The sequence below is a fragment of the Enterococcus infantis genome (genome assembly GCF_049166715.1).
Lineage (GTDB): Bacteria > Bacillota > Bacilli > Lactobacillales > Enterococcaceae > Enterococcus_C > Enterococcus_C leclercqii.
Genome location: NZ_JBMHFB010000005.1, coordinates 1 through 21,447, shown reverse-complemented (window position 1 = coordinate 21,447; position 21,447 = coordinate 1). Strand labels below are relative to the sequence as shown.

The following is a 21,447-nucleotide window of genomic DNA, read 5'->3' as shown; positions in this document are numbered from 1 at the left end:
AAAAGTTAATACGACTTTTTATTAGATATATATCTTGTTCATCAATTTCTTATTAGCTACAATTTTACTTTTTCCGAATAATTACGCTATTTACAAATTAGAGAGAAGTACAATTAACAATTGTCAGCCTGTGGCATTCTCAATATCGTTAATCATTAAGGATTTTTTGATAATCACACTTTAATTAACTAATGAAATTTCCCAGTTATTTTGTGTTATTATTAATAATATTTAGGAGCGTGATATTAATGAAAAGAGTGTCTATATTGTTATTTAGTGTACTCGCACTAGCTGGTTGTTCACAAAGTAAAACCGATGCCAGTTCAACTAATAAATCCTCTGAAACAACCGTAACTTCGACCACGGTTGTTCAGTCCTCCTCATCTCAACAAACGAGCGTTGTTCAGTCCTCTTCTTCTCAACAAACGAGTAGTAGTGATACACAGGATGAATCGCTTTCTTACGCCGTAAACTTAGATGATTTCACACAAGAATTGACCTTGCAAGATGGCCGCAAACAAACGGTCCATCACCTCGAGTTTGAATCGAAACAAAAAAATCAACCTGTGACCATCCTGCTAAATACCAAAGATTTAAACAACACCGGTAACGGCCTCTACATCACTACCATCGCAGGAGACGAGTTTTTTTATCCTGCGTCCATAGCAGAGGAACCTACCAAAACGATTACCGTCACAAATGATGCTGGCAAAAAACGGGAAGTGAAAGTGAACACTGTCGTAAAAGTAGCCACACCTGAGGATAGTTCCGATCCCATGCAAATCGTTGGCGACACCTACTTCCTGTTTTACAATAATCAAGGAACGATTTCTTTAGCAACTCGGAATTTCGCCGAAAATGCAGTCGGTACAACGCTTGACACCACTAATCTAGTGGAATACCTCCAAGCGGATTCCATAGCTGAAGCGCCTGTTGCTCCTGCCGAAAGTGAAATCGACAGCGATGCTTACTACAATTCCATCCTTGCTGCATGGCAACAGCAACAAGATTACATCGACTCCATCGATGATGATGCAGTGAAGCAATCCGTCCAAACGTCTCACTCTGCCGCCATATTCGAAGCCAATCGTTTAGAGATGGAACATCCCGAAGATGTAGCTATGATCAATGAAAGTCTCCAAAAAGTATTAGCCGGTGAATAACTAAAAAAGGAAAGCAGAGAAGTGAAAAATCACTTCTCTGCTTTTTCAATCACCACAGCTTTTCCATGTATCTATTTAAATTCGATTAACACGCTAAAATCTAAAAAATTCTGGATTAATCAAGTCAGCTAGAAAGTCTGCTTATTCAACTGACGTTAATTGTCGTATTTGGATAAAAAGTTCCAAACTCCTCAATTCTTGTAAATAGTTCTGAAACGCCCCTCCATTTCTTGTCTATACTTCCGGCCATTGAATTACTAGGGTCTCCCCAATGACTTTCGATAAACATTTAAGCTATAAAAAAGCTAGGTTTCATTTTGTACATTTGTTGACAACTAGTTTCTAACAGACAGTACGTTGTTTGAGCTACCGGCTAATAATCATATAAAAATGGTTGCTGTTACACCACATTTTTTAGGCTACCTGCTGATTAGCATCGGCCTTCTTGTTTTGTGTAAACGCTATCTCCACTGAGTCTCCCCGCTTTCCAAAAAAAATGAGTGAGCGTATAGTTTAAGAGTAAACGGCAAATAGAAAGGATGTTTTCTCATGACTAGTTATGCACCTCGTGATCCGCAAACCGACGAACTGCTTTCGCCGGACAACAGCGTTTTTGTCTTGATTGATTATCAACCCACCCAGATCAACTCCATCAATTCGATGGATCGCCACCAGTTGATTGACAGTATTGCCGCGGTTACTTCTTTGATGAAATCCTACGGTGTACCGATTATTTTATCCACAGTGAATGTGGCTACCGGCCGCAACCAAGATACGATTCCCCAATTGAAGGCGCTGCTTACAGACACTGCCAGCTATGATCGCACCTCCATCAATGCGTGGGAAGACCAAGAATTCAATGCTGCCGTCAAAGCGACCGGCCGCAAAAAAATCATTATCTGTGCGTTATGGACCGAAGCTTGTCTGACCTTTCCCACATTGGATGCCTTGAAGGAAGGCTTTGACGTTTATCCAGTAGTCGATGCGGTTGGCGGCACCAGTGTTATCGCCCACGAAACTGCATTGCGTCGAGTGGAACAAGCCGGCGCCCACTTGACCAGTTTTGCACAGTTGGCCTGCGAATTCCAGCGGGACTGGAACCGTGGCGAAACAGTTCCTACTTTTGTCAAAGCCATGCAAGATCGAGGAATCTTCCTGAAACTGCAATAAGAAAGGGGACGAGCAATATGCTTGATGTCCAAGGCGCTTTGAAAAATTTACAATCAACAGTCACGAGGCATTTTTTGCACATCCAAAACCAGCACCCTTTCATGCGAGCCTGGGCCGTTCAATTCGAGCTGGCCTATACAGATTTTCGGGTCATCCAGCTGGCATTGCAGTTAGCCGATGAAATGGATTTGTTGAAAGAATTCACCACCGCCTACGACAAAGTCTACCAATATGAATCTGCTTTTGCCTTTGACGGCTTGGACGGCTTCAATGCCAAGTATGCTACTAAAATGACAGACTATGAGAAAGCGAAAGAGGAACTCTTGACCGCTATCGCCAAGATTACTAAGGAACAGCCCGACGATCCCAACGATTTGATTTGAGGTGAAAGCCATGAATAGTGAAACAGATATCCTCTATAATAAAGAACAACAGCTGACCCTTGATCTTTATTGGCCGACACAAAATGCAGACAGCAAGCCTGCCAATAGTGTTGATCAACAGGCAGCCCTTGCCATTGAAACACCTGCAAAAAACAACACCTCCTCACAAAATACCAAGGGGACGATTCTCTTGCTCCACGGCGGCGGTTGGTTTCGCGGTGACAAGCAAAAAGAAGCCTTTTTAGCAGAAAAATTCACTGCTCAAGGCTATCTAGTAGCAGCTCCTAATTATCGACTGGCACCGGCTGCGATTTATCCGGCAGCAATGACAGATGTACTAGCGGCCTTCGACTGGTTAAAGGCGTCTGTCCGCCTTCCCAAAGAGCGACCAATTTTTGCCCTCGGTGCATCCGCTGGCGGAAATTTGTCCATCGAGCTGGCCTTGCAGCGAGGAATTCCTGCTGCTTCTTGGTCCGGGATTATCGACATGGCCGATTGGGTGAAAAACCACGAAAATGTCCCGGCTGTCATGAACCAAACCCAGCATTTTGATGAACACGAAAGCCGTCAGATTGATCAAGACGGTCAAAACGAATCTTTTTACAAATGGTTTGTCTTGAACTATGTCGCTGATGACCCGGCGTTGTTACAAGAAGCAACACCCTTGACCCGGGTCTCACCACAAAGCGGCCCACTGTTTTTAGCCAATTCCTTACACGAATTGGTCCCTATCAGTGGTGCCCTCATGCTACAAAAAGCATTGGCAAAAGCTAATGTGGTTTCTGAGGTCAAACTGCTCGCGGGTACGATCCACGGCGAAGGGTATTGGGAAACTGCATTGCCGGCAACCCTAGACTTTTTTGCTGAGTATCTTTCTTAGCATGATCAAGTAAAGCCCAGCTTATGGGATACAGGGTATAAAGTTGCACATTTACGACGCAGATTGCGGTGAACAGGATCAAAATATCTACCACTGAAGTTTTCAGACACACCCAAATCAGCCAACATCAGCGAAAAGATTCTGCCTGCCGAAAAAACGGCCATGGCAGGATCTTTTTTATCTATTGTCAGCTGCGCTTGCGGCCGATAAATTCCCAACCGGCATCTGACAGTCCGGTCAGCCCTAACAAGAGCTCACCGGTCGCATTCTGCCGCCAATAAGGGACGAACTCCCCAAGACTGCAGCGCCACACGCCGTCTTCCAATGCGACATCCATCAATTCTTTCAGAACTGATTGTTCGACACCGCTGTCCTGTGTAAAGGTCACGATATCCCAAGTTCCTGTCAGATCTTGCGGAAGGATCGGTGCTGCCGACAGCTCTCCTTGATAACACTCGCCGCTCACCACCGGCCAGCCGTCACTGAGCCAATAAAGTGGCCGAATTTCTACGAAGAAGTCGGCACTGTGGGGGTGGCGGCGGATATGATGTACACAAAATTCAGCACCGTCTGAACGACGAAAAATCGAATTGTGCCCCGGACCATACAGCGGTGCTTCACCAGTAAACTGATAGCTGCCCAGAAGCTTGGTTCCCACTTCCTCCGGTACAAGCGCCAAATTCGTCAATTCGGCACCGCTGCGATCCACATATGGTCCGGTGATTTCTTTCGCACGTCCGACACGGATATTGTAAGTATCGTTCAATGAATCAAAGGAGACGAACAAATAAAAATAATCGGTCTTTTCATTGTAATAAACGAACGGTCCTTCCACAGCCCCGTCAACTGAGCGGGGGCGGATTGCCAGCAGCTGACCGTAGTCGCCGGGCGTTTTCAATTTGCCGGTGGCTTTGTCGACAGGTGTGATATGGATCCCGCCGAAAAAGGAACCGTACGCCAGCCACTGTTCCCCTTTGCGATCGGTACAGATATTGGCATCGATGGCATTATGAGCGGCCAGTTCCCGACTGGTTTTGACCACCTCCCCTTGATCTTCCCACGGCCCCAGCGGATGAGTGGCTGTCGCCAGACCGATAAAAGAGGTGGTACTGCCGAAGGTCGAGGCAGAATAGTACATCCGATATCCCCCCGCGTAAGCAATGATCTCCGGTGCCCATAACCCCATGGCACCGCTCCAAGCGGCGGCAGTTGTAGGAACACCGTCTTCCAAAGCTGTTTTTTCAAAGCGCCAGTTCACCAGATCTTTGGAGCTGCGAATGGGCACGCCGGCAGTCGGCGGCTCCTGGGTATCCGTGGAAACCAGGTAATAGGTGCCGCCAACTTCGATGATCGTCGGATCGTGGACACCGTTGATTGCGTTAGTCATGAGGATCCTCCTTCTTATGATTGTACAACTTTTCTCGATTTGCCTCACTGAGTTAGCTAATTCAGAAGCGGCTCGTAAAAAAGACAAGCCCACCAAGCAGGCCGGCCTATTATCACCTTGAAGTCACAGCTCAGACTTCCTTGTCGTTGGCTACCGGCTCGCCGAAAATCGGTAGCCCATCAGACCCCCAAGTGAACTCCTGTGCAATCGCATGACGATTCGGATTGTCCAGTGGATCGCCCTCTTTGTTTTTCTCTGGGCGGGCATGGTAGATTAAAATATCGTTGCCGAATTCATCCACTGTGAATGAGTTGTGGCCGGGGCCGAATTGCCGATTTGTCTCAGAGGATGCAAAGACCGGTTCGGGTGATTTGTGCCAAGCGCCTCCATCCAGCAAATCATCATCCGCATCGGCCCACAGCAACCCCATAGCATAGTTTTCATCAGTGGCGCTGCCGGAATAGGTGATGATGATCTTTCCGTAGCGTTTAATGACAGCCGGCCCTTCATTTACCCAAAAACCGATTTTTTCCCAATCATACTCTGGAATTGACAATATGATCTGCGGTCCTTTCAGCGTCCATGGATTAGCCATTTCCGAAATGTACAGATTGGAATTCCCCGGAATACGAGGATCTTGTTGTGCCCAAACATAATAGAGCTTGCTGTCGTTTTCAAAAACGGTGGCATCCAGACTGAAGCTGTCAAAGGCTGTCTTCACTTGTCCTTTAACTTCCCACTCCCCTTCAAAAGGATCGGAATTCTCATTTGCGATGACAAACATCCGGTGATGATGTTCCCGTGAACGACCGTTTTCTTCATCACTGGCAGCAAAATAAACATACCAGACACTATCGATAAAATGAATTTCCGGTGCCCAGATCAGATTCTTCATCGGACCACTGTCAGGGGCCTGCCAAATAGTTTTGATTTCACCGTCTTCAAGATTATTCAACGAGTCGCCTCGTCGCAGTTCAATCGACTGATAACCGGGAACCGAACCGGTAAAGTAATATTTCCCGTCAGTGTGCTTACAAACCCAAGGATCTGCTCGTTGCAAAACGATGGGATTATGGATTTTATTCTTCGTGATAGTCATTTCCTACTTCCTTTCGATCAAGAACACCGGGGTGCCATCCGAAGCGGTCCCGGTAAAACTCATGACTTGTTTTTTCTGCCGAGTATCCCAAGCTGAGATAAAGCGGCCCTTGTAGTTTTCACCAGCGATGGTCAACACAGCATCTTGCCGACTGTTGTCTGCAGCCACCTGCCAGTCGCCGGAGACCGCGCCACTCACTTGACCTCGTTTGGTCAGTCGAATCTCCTCAGGTTCAGCGATTTGGTCACTGATATCCTTAGTAAAGCGGATCAAATCATAGGTACCGATCAACTGCTTTTCCTGATAAGAGCCGATAGTCTCGTTACCATAACGCAGCGGGCTGACAACCGGCCAGCCGTCTTCTGTGAACCACATTTGATGGACCCGCAACAGGTGCTGTTCTCCCGAGTTTGGAAAGCGGCTGTGAAAAATCAGGAAATAGCGGTCCGTCTTTTCATCGTAGTAAACAGAATTGTGTCCCGGTGAGACATAACCGTCATTAGTCATGCCATCGTCTTTCGTATAAGTAAAATTTCCCATCAGCTTTACTCCGTAAGGTTCGATACTTACGTCGTCAAAGCTGGTACTGGGTCGACCCATAACAGTTTCCATCGACTTGCCCTGGCTGTCTTCATACGGACCATCGGGAGATTTGGAACGAACGACCCGCATATTGTAGCCGCCGTAAGAATCCAAACCACCAAAGGACAAGAAAAGATAGTAGTAACCAGTATCCTTGTTATATTGAATATAAGGAGCTTCAATCCGACTATGATTGCCACCGATCAATCGTTTGCCATATGAGTTGCGATCTTTGGGCAACCCCGTTGTCTCATCCATCTCCAGGATATAGATTCCTCCCGAATACGACCCATAGACCATCCACAACTTGCCCGTTTCATCATAAAACATGTGAGGATCGATCACATTCGGATCAGTGGTAGCGTCATAATCAGCCTCAAATTGCGGTGATGTCCCCGAATACAGAAAGGATTCCATTTTCTTGTATGGCCCATCGACCTGATCGGAAACAGCGAGCCCTAAAACCGATAACGGGGATGTTCCCTGGCATAGGCAGTAATACATATAGTAACGGCCATCTTTTAGGCGTATAATATCGCCTGCCCACAGCGTATCGGTGTTGGCGTAGCCGAACTCAGAGGACAACTCTTTACGGATATCCTCGAATAAACGATCTTCTGCGACTGATCCCTGTAACTGCTCCCAGTTCATAAGATCCGGACTTTTGGCAAACATCATGTGGGAACCAATCACATAGAAATCATCTCCGTCTTTGATCACAGAAGGATCATGAACGGAAGCTTCTTCAAAAATCGGTTCTTTCAGCGTCGGTACAGCCTCAGCACCGCAGGCAGACAATAAAAGTACGCCTCCACCAAGGATCAGATACCGGCCCAGCTTATTCATGAACCACCAGACCTTTTTTGCGATAGCCGCTCTCCAACAGTTTGCAAGTAATAAAGAGAACAGCTGCAGCCAGAACAAAAAACAACCAGGTAAAACGCAGACACAGGATGAAGAAACTGACAAATACTAGGAGGCTCAGCAGACTTTCCACCGGTAAAAGCAGCGGTGCAGTCAGTGCAGCAAGCAGTTTAGCTTTTAGAGAATCGCCACTGACTGTTTGCACATAGCAAAACTGAACCATCGCCAGCAATAGATAACACAGCAGTAACAGCGCCGGCCACAAAAACAACGCCTTCATCAACGAATTCTCCTGCACTACCAGGATGTCCAAATAAGTCACCAAGAGAGCTATCGGAAACAGCAATACACTCAAGTTGAAAGTTTTCAATCCGGTCAGCCATTCAGAGCAAAAACGTTTGACGACTTGCCAATACGCGGTATAGCCGTCAAAAAGCTCCCGATCTTGGCAGAGTTCAATCAATGCATACGTACTGGGAACCAGGCCGCCAAAAAAGAGTCCGCACACGATTCCCGCCGCCCACAGCAGATTTAAAAGAACGAACATCATCAAGTAATTGAGGCCTTTCATCATTTGTGTGGTCATCAGTCATTATCCTTTCATACCGGAAAGTGCGACAGACTCGATAATCTGCTTTTGAAAAATAATAAAGCAGATCAATACCGGCAGCAATGAAACAACAGATGCAGCCATAATCAGTGGGTAGTCTGTCTGGATCGCATAAGCAGCATTCAAGTTGGCGATCACTACCTGCAGTGTTTGTTTTTCAGGACTGTTCAGGTAGATTAACGGTGCCAGATAATCGTTCCAGGCACCCATGAACCAGAGAATAAATTGGGCAGCTATCGCCGGTCGGATCAGCGGGAAGATTAGTTTAAAGAACGTCTGTAAGTACCCAGCGCCGTCGATTTTCGCCGCTTCCACAATGGAATCAGGAATATTGGACAGGTATTGCTTCAGGAAAAAGATCATCGTGATATTGCCGAACATCCCGGGAATGATCAGCGGCAGCAGAGTATCCACCCAACCGATTTTTGAAAAGATCATAAATTGCGGAATCATGACTGCCGGATATGGAATCATTAAAGCCGACAACAAGCATAGAAACAAGACATTTTTAAACGGCATCCGTAATTTAGCAAAAGAAAAGGCTGCCATACTGGAAGTCAGTGTCCCCACGATGGTCACCGATAAGGACACGATGATCGTATTGCGGATACCGGAAACCAGTGTATCGACTTCTGTTAAACGTTTGTAAGCATCAAATTGGATTGGATCCGGGACCCATTGCGGTGGTAGTTGGAAAACACCGGCTTTATCTTTCAATGAGGTCGAGATCATCCACAACAGCGGTCCTACCATGACAATAGCGCCAATGGACAGGATGAGCACGATGATGATATTGGAAACTTTATTTTTTTTCTTCATTTGATTCACCCCGTTAATCTAACGTATAGCTGTTGCGGCTGTTCATATAAAATTGAAAGGCTGTGATTGCAAACACCAGCAGCGCCAGGATTAGCGCCATACTGCTGGCATAACCCATCTGCCAGTTTTTGAAAGCTTTCTGCCATAAATACCAGACAACAGTAGCTGAACTATATTTCGGACCACCCGTCGGCGTCATGATATTGACTTCGGTAAAGATCTGAGAGCCACCGATAATGTTGGTCACCACCAGGAAAAAAGTTACCGGTTTGACCATTGGCCAGGTAATATTTCTGAAACGTTGGATGGAAGAGGCTCCGTCCAATTCTGCAGCTTCGTAAAAAGTTTTCGGCACGCTTTGAATTGCCGCCAGATACAGCAGCATAGAATACCCTAATCCTTTCCAAACAGTCATGATGATAATCGCCGGCTTGACGGTATCCGCATTCTGCAACCAATTGGGACCTTTGATCCCTATCAGCGCCAGCACTTGGTTCACCAAACCAAAATCTCCGTTGTAAGCCCATTGCCACAAGATGGAAATAGCTGCCAGTGAGGAAATCACTGGAATATAATAAATCGTCCGGAAGATTGTCGTTCCTTTGATCCCCCGACTCAAAGCGGATGCTAATAAAAAGGACAGCAGCAAGCCGATAGGAATCCCCAACATCAGATAGACCGTATTAAACATTGTTTTATAAAAGTATTCGTCTTTAAATAATTTTCGAAAATTGTCCAAACCGACAAAATTCATTTGACCCAAACCATTCCAGTCGGTAAATGCCGCATAAGTTGAATAGAGTAAGGGAATGGCTGAAAACAATACGAAACCGATTACCGGCAGCAATACGAATAAAAATGCCACTCGATGTTCTTGTACATATAATTTGCTAGTACGCTTTTTCTTTGCGGAGACTGTTTTTGCTTGTTCCACGATAAATCCTCCTTTATACAGGTACTCACTGGCTGCGACCCGCTTATCTGCTTAATAAGCAGCGCCTTTTGCCGGCAAAAAACATCTGCGAAAAGACCCGTTGTGACAGCTTCAAGACTTTTAACGGGTGCTTTTGCTTGCATCCACCTGCAGCTTTTCATTGAATGGGATCGCAGATGTTTTCACCTGCAATCCCACCATTGTTATTGCGCTGTTTTTTGTTGTTGAATCGCACTATCCAGTTTTTCCTGCATCCGTGGCTGCACTTCTTTTACATAATCGGCAGCTGTTTGATCGCCGTCCAATACGGTTTGGATATTAATAAAGAATTCATCGTACCATTCGGCATTGTAGGTTTGAGCAGCCGGCATTGGACGACCGTAATCTTGTACGATATCCAAAAATTCCTGTTTATTGCTTGGTACAGATTCTGTATCCGAAGCCCAATTTTCAGCCATGTCGATCAAATTTGGAATCTGAATCTCCGCATCCAAGAGCTGTTGCTGCCCTTCTTCTGAAGCAGACAGATATTCGACTAATTTGACTGCTTTGTCCGGCTGCTTGGTTTTAGACGAAACACCAATACCTAAGGAACCTACGTAAGTGGCTGATTTCCCGGTTTTACCTGCCGGCCAAGGAATCAAATCGTATTCAAAGTCAAGTTTTGCATAAGTACTCATATCCCAAGGACCTACCGGGAAGAAGGCAATTTCACCATTCATCCAGCGTTGGTAGGTATCCAGCGTTTGGGCATCTGATATTGAAGGGGTGACTTTATATTTGTTTTGCAGATCAGAGAAAGTTTGCAACGCTTCTGCAAATTCCGGTGTATCGACTGTGACTTTGGTTTTGTCTTCATTGATCCAATCGCCGCCATTGCTCCAGACAAAAGACTGCAGACTCCAGTTAACGTTAAACCCGGTCGCCCATTGATCCAGTTTGCCATCACCATCTGAATCTCTGGTCAATTTTTGACATATCTCGATAAACTCAGCCCAAGTTAATGGTGCATCTTTATCCGGCAGTTCTACACCGGCATCCTTAAACATATCTTTGTTGTAGCCTAAAGCAAACGGACCTACGTCTTTTGGCAAGCCGTACAAAGCACCTTGACCGACTTTTTTACCGTCATAACGATAGCTGTTGACGCCATATTCCCAGATGTTGCTCAAGTCGAAATCGCCGTTTTCCACTTTGTCAGTGATGTCCAAGAGTACGCCATTGTCTACATAAGGCATCAGGTTGCTTTGCTCAATATAAAAGACATCGGGGACTTTACCGCCTGAGATTGCTGCCTGGAGCTTGGTGGCATACTGATCTGCATCGGTGACAACCATTTTTACTTTGACATCTTCTTTTTCTTCAAATTTCTTGATTGCTGCTTCGTAAGCTTTCTTTTCATCTTGTCCCCCCCGGAACATGAAAGTCAGTTCTTCATTCGAACCGTTGTCTCCGGAACCACCCTTTGAATCGTTCCCACATGCAGCCAGCATGACAATCGAACCCAATGTAACCATACTTACGCCCATCAATTTTTTGAACTTCATCTTTTCCATCCTTTCTTAAAACCCTTTTTCTATTCCATCAACGACTAAATCCAAGATAGCTTCCTCACTTCAGATAAATAATAATATTAAGGAATAACGTTCTCAATAAAGAATCGTTAATGAATTTACAACCAAATAATACCTTTATATGCAAACGCTGTCAACTGTATTATTATTAATTAATGATAATACCGCCTCATTATAATTAGCTATATCATTAATCCTTAGCTCTTCGAACTCTTATATTTACAATTATTAATATATATGTTAACATAAACCCAACGATTAAGATTGAGGTGTTAGTATGCAACTAGATATCAGTGATGATTCTTTAAAAGTTTATGAAGCATTGGCCAGTAGCGTCCGAATTCGGATTATTCAGCTACTTTCAAAAAATAAGATGAGTATCAAAGATTTAGCACAAGCACTGGGACTTTCCAGCGCTATCGTGACCATGCATATTCGTAAATTGGAAGAGGCAAACATTATAAAAACAGAAAAGGTCGGCCAAAGTAAGATTTCCAGCCTAAAAGTTGACCATATTGACATCAACTTTCCTGAAAAGATATTCAATGCATTTGACATTCAGGAAAATGACATTCCAATCGGCCTATATACTGATTTTCAAGTAGAGCCTACCTGTGGTCTAGCAACCTTAACGGATTTCGTTGGCCCAGTGGATGAGCCAAAATTCTTCATGGATCCTAAACGAATGGATGCTCGTATTCTCTGGTTTACTAAAGGATTTGTGGAATATCAAACGCCTAACTACCTCTCTTCAGAAAACAAGCTGGAGATGATGGAAATTTCGTTAGAAATTTCTTCAGAATTTCCTTTTGCAAATGACAACTGGCCGTCAGATATCACCTTTACGTTGAACGGGATCGAACTAGGGACTTGGACCAGTCCCGGGGATTTTGCCGATATTCGGGGAAAACTAAATCCAGACTGGTATCCCGATAATCTCAACCAATACGGTCTATTGAAGACGATTCGAATCCTTAATCACGGTACCTACATGGAAGGTGATCCGCTTTCTGGAGTTACCATCAATGATTTTCCCACTGATGCCGATATGTGGCGGTTGAAGGTTGAAGTCAAAGAAGACGCTGAAAATATTGGCGGTTGTACACTCTTTGGTAAGGGCTTCGGAAATTATGATCAAAATATCAAGTTGAAATCCTATTACAGCTGATAAAGTACGAAAAAAATAACATTCAAAAAAGCGCTGTTGGACTCCTGAGCTATTCAGGAAATCCAGCAGCACTTTTTTTAGGCAGCCATTTTTAATACCAAACCATGTTTTGCCTAGAGAACTTAGCTCCAGACAGCACAGCACCGTTCAATTGATAGTCGTTATCACGCATTATAAGCCGCTTCAAACAGTGCCACGATGTCTTCTGTCCGTCCTTTGCGGGGATTGGAGAAAGCATTGCCGTCTTTTAAGGCGTTTTCTGCCATCAATTGGAAGTCTTTAGGATCGGCACCAATAGATTTGATGTTGGCGGGAATCCCCACGTCTTCTGAAATCCGTTCCAGTGCGGCGATTCCTCTTTCTGCGGCAGCCATTTTAGATAATCCGTCGATATTTTCACCTAGAAAAACAGCGATATCCGCAAAACGTTCTGGGCTGGCAATCATATTCCAACGCTCAACTGTTGGCATAAGTACTGCGCAACAAACACCGTGAGGAGCATCGTATTGACCACCTAGTTGATGGGCCATTGCATGGACGTATCCCAAGTCAGCGTTGTTGAAGGCCATCCCTGCTAACAAAGAGGCATAGGCCATATTGGTACGCGCCTCCAAATCGTGGCCGTTTGCAACAGCACGACGCAAGTATTGGCTAATCAATTTTATTCCTTTTTCAGCTTGCGCATCAGTGATTGGGTTACGGTTTTCAGAGACGTAGGATTCTACACAGTGGCAAAGTGCATCCATGCCGGTAGCGGCGGTGAGTTTTTGCGGAACATCTAACATCAGCAAGGGATCATTAAATGAAACTAATGGCACATTGCGCCAAGAAACAACTACAAACTTCAAGTGCGTTTCTTCATTGGTGATTACCGCATGACGAGTAATTTCAGATGCAGTTCCGGCGGTAGTATTTACCGCCATTAGTGGTGGGAGCGGCTCTGTTAAAGTTTCAATACCTGCCAATTTTGTCAGATCGTCGCCATTGGTCAGCAAAATGCCAATTCCCTTACCGCAATCATGGGCTGAGCCACCACCGACAGTGATGATGGCGTCACAGTTTTCCGCTTGGTACAGCGCTACGCCGGATTTGACATTGCGGATTTTGGGGTTGGGTTCTACTTCATCAAAAATTACATAGTCGACACCAGCTGCTTGTAGACTGGCTTCCGTCTGTTTAACCGGACCGTTTGCCATGTTCCGCAAAAAACTATCTGTTACGATCAAGACTTTTGTCATGTGAAGCATTTGTGCTCGATCACCGATTTTTTCAATAACACCAGGACCAAAAAAGTTTACACTAGGCATCATAAAATCAAAATTTGTTTTCATATTACTCGCTCCTTTTTTTGAAAAGCTTTCAAACTGCCGCGGCTCAAAAAACAAACCGCTGTACTCAAAACGCGTTCTGTAATTGTTTCAATTCTTTTAGACAATCACTACACAACGAATTTATAAATATTTCAGCAAGGCTACAAACAACAACTCGCTGGAAGCTGCTCCAGGATCAATGTGACCAATAGCTCGTTCTCCCAGATAGGAAGCCCGTCCTTTTTTCGCTACTAGTTCAGCGGTGTGCTCTTTCGCTGTATGAACCACGGTCTCCGTCAGTTGCCCTTTTTTTAAAGCCGCTACTGCAGGAAGCCAGACATCCACCATGGTTTTGTCCTCGGCTGCCGCTTTCCCTCGCAGCTGAATCATTTGCAAGCCTTGTTCCATGACTTCGCCCAGCTGTTCTTGGCTGTCGATTTCAACGATATCTTTGACGGCTTTGGTGATTCCCATAAAGGCTGAGCCGTACAATGGGCCGGAAGCACCGCCGACTTTTGAAATCAATGCCATGGCTAGAATTTTGGCGGTATCGGTAATGGATGTCGGCTGTTTTGCTGCGAAATCGGCTTCATAGGCAGCCATGCCGCGAGCCATGTTGTTTCCGTGATCTCCGTCGCCGATGGGAGTGTCCAACTCGCTGAGGTAGCCTTTATTTGCTTCGATGGCTTGACCAAAATCAGCGAGCCACGCTTGAAATTCTGTGACCGTCATTTTCATTGGTACAATCGCTCCTTTGTTCTTTCTATCTAAAAATCAATGGTCTTATTACCAGCTGATGACCTCAACCGGGCTTTGCAATGCGAAAAGCCAGCTCTCTTCTTGCAGATCCACCAGTGTCAAACTGATGCCCACCATATCCAAAGAAGTCATGTAGTTGCCCACTTTGGCAAAAGAAACAGCCACCTTTTTTTCTGCTAAAAGATTTTGCACATCATTCATAAAGACAAACTGCTCCATCAAAGGTGTGGCTCCCATGCCATTCACCAATACAGCCACTTGTTCTGGTTTTCGATCATAATTTGAAAGCAATTTGGTCACCAGCTCTTCGGCAATCCCGCGAGAAGTCAACAGTTTTTCTCGACGATAGCCCGGCTCACCGTGGATTCCCACGCCAAATTCCATTTCATCTTCAGCCAATTCAAAACCAGGTTTGCCTACTTCTGGGACAGTCGCCCCACGCAATGCCACCCCGATGGTCTTGATAGCAGGCAGTAATTGTTCACCCAATGCCTTCAGCTCTGCCAAGGAGGCACCATTACGAGCAGCATCCCCGATGATTTTGTGCACCAGAACGGTTCCGGCCACGCCCCGCTTGCCAGCTGTATAGGTACTGTTTTCCACAGCGACATCATCGTCCACTACCAGCATCTCCACTTGGATATCTTCCATTTCTGCCAAATCTTTGGCCATTTCAAAATTCAAAATATCGCCAGTGTAATTTTTTACGATCAATAAAACGCCCTGTCCTTGATCTGCATCTGCTATTGCCGTCTGGATCTGATCGGGTGTCGGTGAAGTAAAGACATCCCCCAAAACGGCTGCACTCAGCATTCCGTCGCCGACAAAGCCGGCATGGGCGGGTTCATGACCGCTGCCACCACCAGAAACCAGGCCAACTTGGGGTTGCTGCTTGTTTTTAGCGATGACCCGGCTGTCAGCAACTTGATGAATCAGATAAGGATAGCTCTTCACCAATCCTTGTTGCATTTCACTGATGATTTCACCGGGTTTATTGATGATCTTTTTCATTAAAATCCGCCTTTCTCTTGTGTCTTTTTACTTTCTTTACAGTAGTCGGTTCAAGACCAGCCTTTTTGGCCAGCATTTTGTGCTTCTTGTAAAATATGTGCCAAGTCATCGGAGACCCCCGCTGTGATCGCAGCGGCAAAAGCGCCTTCTACCAGCGGTGCATCCACCAATTTATACTTTGCCTGCAATTCCGGTTCCAGCATGTCATAGGCCAGCTCACTGGAAAGTACCGCACTGCCCAAATCGGCAAAAACCAAAAAAATATCACTGTCTTGCGCATCTTCGGCAGCAGCGATAATTTTCGTAGGATCACTGCCCAGTTCTCCTGTGGCTGTTCCTCCCAGAGAATAGATGGCAACATCCGCTGATTGTGACATTTGTCGGATCATTTCTTTGATCCCATCTGTGATTTGTTGGCTGTGAGAGACCAGAAAAATACTTTTTTTCATTTTTTCACCTCATCTGTTTTGAAGGGAGCTTGTTTCACGTAAAGCTGTCGTTTTTTAGCTTCACGAGGATAGCCGGGACCTCATCTGAGCGTCCCGGCCCGCCTTTTATGCTAATCCGTTACGAATTTTATAGTCCTGACCGATACGGTCGGCCACAATCAATGCATTCGCCACTGCTTCTTCGGAGATTGGAAATGGCATGGAATGGATGGATTCTTCTGGGATGCAGGCAATCTTAGCCACTGCCAAAGCTTCTTCAAAACTGATTTCGGTCACACCCAGATCTGCCAATGTCAGTGGCAAACCGACAGAAGCGCAGAAATCCATGACAGCTTCAAGCTCTGATTTAGCGGCATCTTCCATTACCAGTTGGACAATGGTGGCAAAAGCAACTTTTTCACCATGCAGGTAGTGGTGTGTGCCTGCCAACACCGTCATGCCATTATGAATTGCATGAGCCGCTGCCAAGCCGCCACTTTCAAAACCTAAACCGGAAAGTAAGATATTGGTTTCGATAATCTTGTTGAAAGCTTCCGTCACTAAGTTGGCTTCACAGGCAATTTTAGCTTGGAGTCCGTCTGCCTTTAGATTTGTCCAGCACAGTTCAGCCAATGCCAAAGCTGCATAGGTCCCAATTGCGGGTTCCGTCAATCCTTCGCGAGAGCCCATAGGCAAGCTGGCATTGACACGTGAGTATGAATTATGCGTCGCGCGAGCTTCAAAATACGTGGATAAAGCATCTCCCATCCCGGCTACCAAAAAACGAACCGGCGCTGCGGCAACGACTTTGGTATCAACCATGACCACACTAGGGCTTTGTTTGAAATAGGCATAATCATCAAAAGAACCGTCTGCATGATACAGTACAGCAGAATGGGAAGTCGGGGCATCAGTAGCGGCAATCGTCGGCACAATGATTAAATGTTCGCCTTCTGCTACGACTTTGGAAGCATCAATAGCTTTGCCGCCCCCTAAACCAATAATGCAGTCGGTATGATTTTCGGCTGCGACTTGTTGCAAGCGTTTGGTTTCTTCACGAGTTACTTCGCCATTGAAGCCGCCTTCTACAAAGTGGATACCAAATTTTTTGGCCGTTGCATCTAGTTGGGGACGGACCCGATTAACATCATCTGGGTTGGCGATCAACAGAGCCGATTGACCGAATGTCGAAACAAAGTAGCCCAGATTCAATAGTTCATCTTCGCCTTGCACGTATTTTGTTGGTAAGATCAATGCTTTTCTCATTTTCAAAAACCTCCAGTTTTTTTCAAATCAACAGAGCTTCACTGTTCCCGTCTGCGGCCACAATCAGGATTTCTCGTCAGTTGTTCATCAGCTTTCTATCAACTGAAAGCGCTGCAACTGATTACATTGCTATAATAAGCCCCCCGCCGATAAAAAGCATGACACTGCGATAACGCTTTCTTATCTGTTTAGATGGGATTATCTTGCAAAATGGTAATTATTTGTTATCCCACAGGAAAGTTCTATAATGAAGACAACACAATGTCGCGGCGCAACCTAACTAAAGAACGTTGCAGAAATTGAAAGCACAAGAATGGAGAGGCACAAATGGCTGAACGCTTTGATATCGAACGGGTCTTAGATCTGAACAAGTGGGAGATCTTACAAGAAAAAATCGCGATTGCGACTGACTTAGCCATCATTCTGGTGGATTATCGTGGCAAACCGATTACCCGCCACAGCCAGGTGAAACCTTTTTGCCGACTGGCTCGTGATCATCCACAGCTGTCTGTTTACTGCGAAAAGTGCGATGCCCGCGGTGGTGTCGAGGCGGTTCGAACCGGTGAACCTTTCATTTATCGTTGCCATTTTGACATTATTGATATGGCGATTCCCATCATGGTCGACAATCATTATGTCGGGGCAATTATGGCTGGTGAAATTATGGCTGAGCATCACCAAGAGCAGTTGGAACAAGTATTGAACCTGTCTGAACGAGAAGATGTCCGTTCTTTCAAAGCGCAGCACCAGGACTTGATTGATGCTTATCCCAGACTCTCCTTGACTAAATTAACTGAAGTCGCTGCCATGTTGGAACAACTAAGCGAATACATCGTCACCGAAGCCATCAAGAAAGACTATCTTGTCAAAGCCTATAAGCAGACCTTGCGAATCGCCAAACGAGAGACTGATGACGCGTATCCTTCGACAGAAGATACTGCCGACTTAGAATTTGTCAGAGAAGATCTCCGCCAATCCCTCTTGGAAAAACGGTTAACAGATACCGGCATCTATCAAGCAAAAAATCGGACACTGCAGCCGGCCATTGATGCGGTTTTTGCCAACAAAGCCGCACACTTAGATTTGGCAAGTCTGGCAGAATTGGTTAACCTCAGTCCCACCTATCTGAGTCGATTGTTGCGGGAAGAATTTGGCGAGCCCTTCAGCCAAATCTATGCCAAGCTGAAAATTCACTGGGCAGAAGAATTACTGTCTTCCACTGAACTGTCCATTGCTGAAATCAGCGACACTCTCGGCTATTTGGAACCCAGCTATTTCATTCGCTCTTTCAAAAAAATCAAAGGAACCACTCCGCTAAAATGGCGACAGAGTTTGGGGAAATGAGCTTGCCGGGTTCCCCACTACGATGGTCAAAAAAAATCTCATCCGACCATGACAGAAAATTCCTCTCGTATAATCAAAAAAACGGAGCACCGTATCTGGAAAAAGGTGGCTCCGTCTTTCTATTTCTTACATATAATCGTAAAAATTTGTAACAAACCCCTCGAAAATCGGACTAATAAGTGAAAGGTGGTGCAGAGTTTGAAAATTGATCAGCTTTACTTAGTTCATGAAAAGACAGTGTTTCGCTTTCTTCTGAGTCTCACTGGCAACCCCCAGCTTTCCGAAGAACTTACTCAGGAGACTTTTTATCAGGCGGTAAAATCCATTGCACGATTCAAAGGCAATTCAAGTGTAGCTACTTGGCTCTGTCAAATTGCTAAAAATCTCTGGCTGCAATACTTAGAAAAAGAAAAAAAGCATGGCGTCTTTCATGAATTAGATCTATCTGCACCGGATCCTCGCCCCTTACCTGATGAGCTAATTGTACAAGGTGAAGATAGATTAAGAGTATTTCGTGCTATCCATCAATTAAAAGAATCTGAAAAAGAAATTGTTCTGCTGCGACTCAATGGAGACTTCTCATTCAAGGAAATCGGCGAAGTTTTCAGAAAAACAGAGAATTGGGCCCGTGTCACTTTTTATCGCGCCAAGCAAAAACTTATTGAAAGGATGAAGGAAGATGGATATTGAAATACTGAAAGATTTACTGCCAAGTTATATCGACGGCATCACCAGTGCAGCAAGCAATCGATTGATTGAACAAGAGCTGCAGAAAAATCCCGAACTTAAAAAGTATTACGAAACAATGCTAACCAATCTCAAAGTAGAACCCCAAGCAGAAGTTGCCGAAATCAATTCCCTAAAAAAAATCCGACGAGTTAATCGGAGAAAAATTGTCCTAGGAGTACTGAGCACATTTGCTGTCATCTGTTTATTAATCTATGGCTTCTTTTGGTACTACAACAAATCCTGGCAAGCAGATTCCCGAGAAATTGTCTTGTCGAAAACAGTCAGTCACGGCATTGTCACGTTGGAATTCTCTGATCGAAATAGCCGGAGTGGGATTCGAACACTAGCTTTTCTGCAACCGGATCAAGACTTACAAAATGGCTATCAGCCAGAGCTCCTCATTAAACAGTCGCGTATCAATCCTTTTGATTCTCCCTTTGAAAAAAGTGTTTCCACTGGTATTGTTCGCCTTACTTTTGTCGATCAAAATACCCTTTTGGTCAATAATCAGGAAGTCAAGATAGGCGATACAGATATCTTAACGCTTTGCTACGATGACAAAACAGAAACCATCAAAATCAAAGACTTGCTAAAAGAGAGCACACCCTAAATTACCTGTGCTCACAAAAATACATGTCACATGAATCAATTCTGAATGGCAACTAGCAAAGCATTTAACAGCCTAAGCCTACTAAGCAAATAGCTGTCAGAAAACTGTTTTCGACAATTGTCGCCTCTGAGTCCATAGAAGGCACACTGTCCTAAGTTCAAGGTTAGTCAGCTTTAAGATTTTTAATAATGAAAAAACGAACAACTTCCACTGGAAATAGCAGAAGTTGTTCGTTTTTTGTTTGTGGCTCACATATGGTCCTGTCCTCTTCAAAGGACGGTGACAGGACCATTGTCACAAGTTTTTTCATCGATTACTCAAGTGATTGGTTTATCTCAATACTTATTCGCTGACAGTTACGTCGCCTTCGACTTTGGCGCCGTTTTCGTCAAGTTTAGCAGAATCTTTGTATTCTTGTTTTTCAAAAGTTACTTTGCCAGTTACTGTTGCGCCGTCCAGAACAAAGCCATTTGCTTTGACCAAGACATCACCTTTGACTGTACCATGTACGATGTTCAAATTTTCTGATTCAACTACCAATTGAGGTACGGTGATTGTGTATTCAGCAGTCACTTTGCGGTCGGCATCTTGAGAATACAATGCCAATTTACGGTAGATATCGTTCGCTGCTTCCCCTTTGTCATGGAATTCACCAGTTACGGTCAAATCTTTGTCAAAGTTTACATCGCCAGTCACGCCGATAATCCAGTTTCCGTCAGCACTCAATGCTTTTTCCAAAACTGATGGATCCGCACTTACAGAAGCAGAAGAAACAACTTCTGGTGCGCTAGTAGAAGTTTGTTCTGTCGTAGCTGCTGAACTGCTGGAAGCTGAGCTGTCTGCTGTTTTGTCGCTGCTGCAGGCGCCTAAAGTTACGGCTAACAGACCCATTGCTGCGATACTTGCGATTTTTTTGGTGATCATGTTCATTACCCCTTTTTTGTTCAATCATTATTTAACAACCCGTATCATACCACCCTCTGCCGAAAAACAAAAACAAAAGGCACTTTTTTTGTAAAATGACATACTTTTTTTAAGAATTGTGAGCGTTCTCATTTTGCTGTTATCACTTAAAGACCCGCAAGATAGATACCTCTTCACATCGTAATTTTTCTAGAGTTTTGTCCTTCCTTTTTTATGGTTTCCGTTCTCAATGGAACTTCTGCAATAAAAGATTAAGCGGTGCTCGTAAATGACATGCACAAAAAAGACGCAAGCCAATTTGAAAGCTGTAGTGAGACCCAAAAGTTAGACCTTATACCGACTAGATTTTCTAGTCGGTATTTTTATGCGGTCATTCGTTGCCGATACTGCACTGGGCTGCAGCCCAGTTTTATTTTGATTCGTTGATGATTAT

21 protein-coding genes are annotated in these 21,447 nt (G+C 44.8%); 8 read left to right on the top strand and 13 right to left on the bottom strand.

The features are described from left to right. Positions 1–248: 248 nt before the first annotated feature. The 4 genes from ACOMA8_RS06845 to ACOMA8_RS06830 all read left to right on the top strand — a co-directional run bounded on the left by ACOMA8_RS06845 (position 249) and on the right by ACOMA8_RS06830 (position 3,596). Positions 249–1,163, top strand: a complete 915-nt coding sequence (locus tag ACOMA8_RS06845; protein ID WP_421369565.1) for a hypothetical protein — start codon at positions 249–251, stop codon at positions 1,161–1,163. 549 nt (positions 1,164–1,712) lie between these two features. Continuing rightward, positions 1,713–2,333, top strand: a complete 621-nt coding sequence (locus ACOMA8_RS06840; RefSeq protein WP_421369563.1) for a hydrolase — start codon at positions 1,713–1,715, stop codon at positions 2,331–2,333. Between the two features lie 17 nt (positions 2,334–2,350). Beyond that, the gene (locus ACOMA8_RS06835; protein WP_421369561.1) at positions 2,351–2,716 is read left to right on the top strand and encodes a hypothetical protein; all 366 of its coding nucleotides are present in this window, start codon (positions 2,351–2,353) and stop codon (positions 2,714–2,716) included. A 10-nt stretch (positions 2,717–2,726) separates the two neighbouring features. Then, positions 2,727–3,596, top strand: a complete 870-nt coding sequence (locus tag ACOMA8_RS06830; protein WP_421369559.1) for an alpha/beta hydrolase — start codon at positions 2,727–2,729, stop codon at positions 3,594–3,596. A 187-nt stretch (positions 3,597–3,783) separates the two neighbouring features. On the opposite strand, the gene ACOMA8_RS06825 is transcribed toward ACOMA8_RS06830, so the two are convergent. The 7 genes from ACOMA8_RS06825 to ACOMA8_RS06795 form a co-directional block, all read right to left on the bottom strand. Continuing rightward, a complete protein-coding gene (locus ACOMA8_RS06825; protein ID WP_421369557.1) occupies positions 3,784–4,983 on the bottom strand; it encodes an arabinan endo-1,5-alpha-L-arabinosidase in 1,200 nt (399 codons plus the stop codon). 130 nt (positions 4,984–5,113) lie between these two features. Further along, complete coding sequence (locus ACOMA8_RS06820; RefSeq protein ID WP_421369555.1) at positions 5,114–6,082, bottom strand: glycoside hydrolase family 43 protein; 969 nt, start codon at positions 6,080–6,082, stop codon at positions 5,114–5,116. 3 nt (positions 6,083–6,085) lie between these two features. After that, positions 6,086–7,510, bottom strand: a complete 1,425-nt coding sequence (locus ACOMA8_RS06815; RefSeq protein WP_421369553.1) for a glycoside hydrolase family 43 protein — start codon at positions 7,508–7,510, stop codon at positions 6,086–6,088. Continuing rightward, positions 7,503–8,114, bottom strand: a complete 612-nt coding sequence (locus ACOMA8_RS06810) for a DUF624 domain-containing protein (RefSeq protein ID WP_421369551.1) — start codon at positions 8,112–8,114, stop codon at positions 7,503–7,505. The genes ACOMA8_RS06815 and ACOMA8_RS06810 overlap by 8 nt, the downstream gene beginning before the upstream one ends. Before the next feature lie 6 nt (positions 8,115–8,120). Continuing rightward, positions 8,121–8,957 carry a carbohydrate ABC transporter permease gene (locus ACOMA8_RS06805; protein ID WP_421369549.1) on the bottom strand — a complete coding sequence of 279 codons (837 nt, stop codon included), beginning with the start codon at positions 8,955–8,957 and terminating at the stop codon, positions 8,121–8,123. Positions 8,958–8,970: 13 nt separating this feature from the next. After that, positions 8,971–9,891 (bottom strand): carbohydrate ABC transporter permease, encoded by a 921-nt coding sequence (locus tag ACOMA8_RS06800; protein ID WP_421369547.1) that lies wholly within the window; start codon positions 9,889–9,891, stop codon positions 8,971–8,973. A gap of 203 nt (positions 9,892–10,094) precedes the next feature. Next, entirely contained in the window at positions 10,095–11,438 is a 1,344-nt protein-coding gene (locus ACOMA8_RS06795; protein WP_421369545.1) for an ABC transporter substrate-binding protein, read from the bottom strand. Between the two features lie 304 nt (positions 11,439–11,742). Between ACOMA8_RS06795 and ACOMA8_RS06790 the strand changes: the two genes are divergently transcribed. Then, positions 11,743–12,633 (top strand): ArsR/SmtB family transcription factor, encoded by an 891-nt coding sequence (locus ACOMA8_RS06790; protein ID WP_421369543.1) that lies wholly within the window; start codon positions 11,743–11,745, stop codon positions 12,631–12,633. 164 nt (positions 12,634–12,797) lie between these two features. Here ACOMA8_RS06790 and ACOMA8_RS06785 read toward each other — a convergent pair whose 3' ends face one another. From ACOMA8_RS06785 to ACOMA8_RS06765, 5 genes are all read right to left on the bottom strand, one after another. Then, entirely contained in the window at positions 12,798–13,964 is a 1,167-nt protein-coding gene (locus ACOMA8_RS06785) for an iron-containing alcohol dehydrogenase (RefSeq protein WP_161898374.1), read from the bottom strand. A gap of 120 nt (positions 13,965–14,084) precedes the next feature. Next, positions 14,085–14,681 (bottom strand): dihydroxyacetone kinase subunit DhaL, encoded by a 597-nt coding sequence (gene dhaL, locus ACOMA8_RS06780; RefSeq protein ID WP_161898375.1) that lies wholly within the window; start codon positions 14,679–14,681, stop codon positions 14,085–14,087. Positions 14,682–14,729: 48 nt separating this feature from the next. Next, complete coding sequence (dhaK, locus tag ACOMA8_RS06775) at positions 14,730–15,713, bottom strand: dihydroxyacetone kinase subunit DhaK (protein WP_421369540.1); 984 nt, start codon at positions 15,711–15,713, stop codon at positions 14,730–14,732. 50 nt (positions 15,714–15,763) lie between these two features. After that, positions 15,764–16,162 (bottom strand): dihydroxyacetone kinase phosphoryl donor subunit DhaM, encoded by a 399-nt coding sequence (gene dhaM, locus ACOMA8_RS06770; RefSeq protein WP_161898377.1) that lies wholly within the window; start codon positions 16,160–16,162, stop codon positions 15,764–15,766. Between the two features lie 105 nt (positions 16,163–16,267). Further along, a complete protein-coding gene (locus tag ACOMA8_RS06765; RefSeq protein ID WP_161898378.1) occupies positions 16,268–17,407 on the bottom strand; it encodes a glycerol dehydrogenase in 1,140 nt (379 codons plus the stop codon). A gap of 327 nt (positions 17,408–17,734) precedes the next feature. Here ACOMA8_RS06765 and ACOMA8_RS06760 point away from each other — a divergent pair, with 327 nt between their 5' ends. The 3 genes from ACOMA8_RS06760 to ACOMA8_RS06750 all read left to right on the top strand — a co-directional run bounded on the left by ACOMA8_RS06760 (position 17,735) and on the right by ACOMA8_RS06750 (position 20,090). Then, the gene (locus ACOMA8_RS06760) at positions 17,735–18,751 is read left to right on the top strand and encodes a PocR ligand-binding domain-containing protein (protein WP_421369537.1); all 1,017 of its coding nucleotides are present in this window, start codon (positions 17,735–17,737) and stop codon (positions 18,749–18,751) included. Positions 18,752–18,949: 198 nt separating this feature from the next. Next, on the top strand, positions 18,950–19,441 hold the full coding sequence (locus tag ACOMA8_RS06755; RefSeq protein ID WP_421369535.1) for an RNA polymerase sigma factor: 492 nt from the start codon (positions 18,950–18,952) through the stop codon (positions 19,439–19,441). Continuing rightward, complete coding sequence (locus tag ACOMA8_RS06750; RefSeq protein ID WP_421369533.1) at positions 19,431–20,090, top strand: hypothetical protein; 660 nt, start codon at positions 19,431–19,433, stop codon at positions 20,088–20,090. Before ACOMA8_RS06755 ends, ACOMA8_RS06750 begins: the two co-directional genes overlap by 11 nt. Positions 20,091–20,432: 342 nt before the next feature. Here the strand turns inward: ACOMA8_RS06750 and ACOMA8_RS06745 are convergent, their stop codons facing one another. Beyond that, positions 20,433–21,014: a bactofilin family protein gene (locus tag ACOMA8_RS06745; protein ID WP_161898383.1), complete on the bottom strand. Its 582-nt coding sequence runs from the start codon at positions 21,012–21,014 to the stop codon at positions 20,433–20,435. Between the last annotated feature and the right edge of the window lie 433 nt (positions 21,015–21,447).

What these genes read in the sequence shown, in the direction of transcription:
- ACOMA8_RS06795 (WP_421369545.1), bottom strand. Translation starts at nt 11,438, where the DNA reads ATGAAGTTCAAAAAATTGATGGGCGTAAGTATGGTTACATTGGGTTCG.
- ACOMA8_RS06750 (WP_421369533.1), top strand. Translation starts at nt 19,431, where the DNA reads ATGGATATTGAAATACTGAAAGATTTACTGCCAAGTTATATCGACGGC.
- dhaM (WP_161898377.1), bottom strand. Translation starts at nt 16,162, where the DNA reads ATGAAAAAAAGTATTTTTCTGGTCTCTCACAGCCAACAAATCACAGAT.
- ACOMA8_RS06785 (WP_161898374.1), bottom strand. Translation starts at nt 13,964, where the DNA reads ATGAAAACAAATTTTGATTTTATGATGCCTAGTGTAAACTTTTTTGGT.
- ACOMA8_RS06745 (WP_161898383.1), bottom strand. Translation starts at nt 21,014, where the DNA reads ATGATCACCAAAAAAATCGCAAGTATCGCAGCAATGGGTCTGTTAGCC.
- ACOMA8_RS06825 (WP_421369557.1), bottom strand. Translation starts at nt 4,983, where the DNA reads ATGACTAACGCAATCAACGGTGTCCACGATCCGACGATCATCGAAGTT.
- ACOMA8_RS06840 (WP_421369563.1), top strand. Translation starts at nt 1,713, where the DNA reads ATGACTAGTTATGCACCTCGTGATCCGCAAACCGACGAACTGCTTTCG.
- ACOMA8_RS06805 (WP_421369549.1), bottom strand. Translation starts at nt 8,957, where the DNA reads ATGAAGAAAAAAAATAAAGTTTCCAATATCATCATCGTGCTCATCCTG.
- dhaL (WP_161898375.1), bottom strand. Translation starts at nt 14,681, where the DNA reads ATGAAAATGACGGTCACAGAATTTCAAGCGTGGCTCGCTGATTTTGGT.
- ACOMA8_RS06765 (WP_161898378.1), bottom strand. Translation starts at nt 17,407, where the DNA reads ATGAGAAAAGCATTGATCTTACCAACAAAATACGTGCAAGGCGAAGAT.
- ACOMA8_RS06830 (WP_421369559.1), top strand. Translation starts at nt 2,727, where the DNA reads ATGAATAGTGAAACAGATATCCTCTATAATAAAGAACAACAGCTGACC.
- ACOMA8_RS06810 (WP_421369551.1), bottom strand. Translation starts at nt 8,114, where the DNA reads ATGACCACACAAATGATGAAAGGCCTCAATTACTTGATGATGTTCGTT.
- dhaK (WP_421369540.1), bottom strand. Translation starts at nt 15,713, where the DNA reads ATGAAAAAGATCATCAATAAACCCGGTGAAATCATCAGTGAAATGCAA.
- ACOMA8_RS06790 (WP_421369543.1), top strand. Translation starts at nt 11,743, where the DNA reads ATGCAACTAGATATCAGTGATGATTCTTTAAAAGTTTATGAAGCATTG.
- ACOMA8_RS06820 (WP_421369555.1), bottom strand. Translation starts at nt 6,082, where the DNA reads ATGACTATCACGAAGAATAAAATCCATAATCCCATCGTTTTGCAACGA.
- ACOMA8_RS06845 (WP_421369565.1), top strand. Translation starts at nt 249, where the DNA reads ATGAAAAGAGTGTCTATATTGTTATTTAGTGTACTCGCACTAGCTGGT.
- ACOMA8_RS06815 (WP_421369553.1), bottom strand. Translation starts at nt 7,510, where the DNA reads ATGAATAAGCTGGGCCGGTATCTGATCCTTGGTGGAGGCGTACTTTTA.
- ACOMA8_RS06760 (WP_421369537.1), top strand. Translation starts at nt 17,735, where the DNA reads ATGGCTGAACGCTTTGATATCGAACGGGTCTTAGATCTGAACAAGTGG.
- ACOMA8_RS06835 (WP_421369561.1), top strand. Translation starts at nt 2,351, where the DNA reads ATGCTTGATGTCCAAGGCGCTTTGAAAAATTTACAATCAACAGTCACG.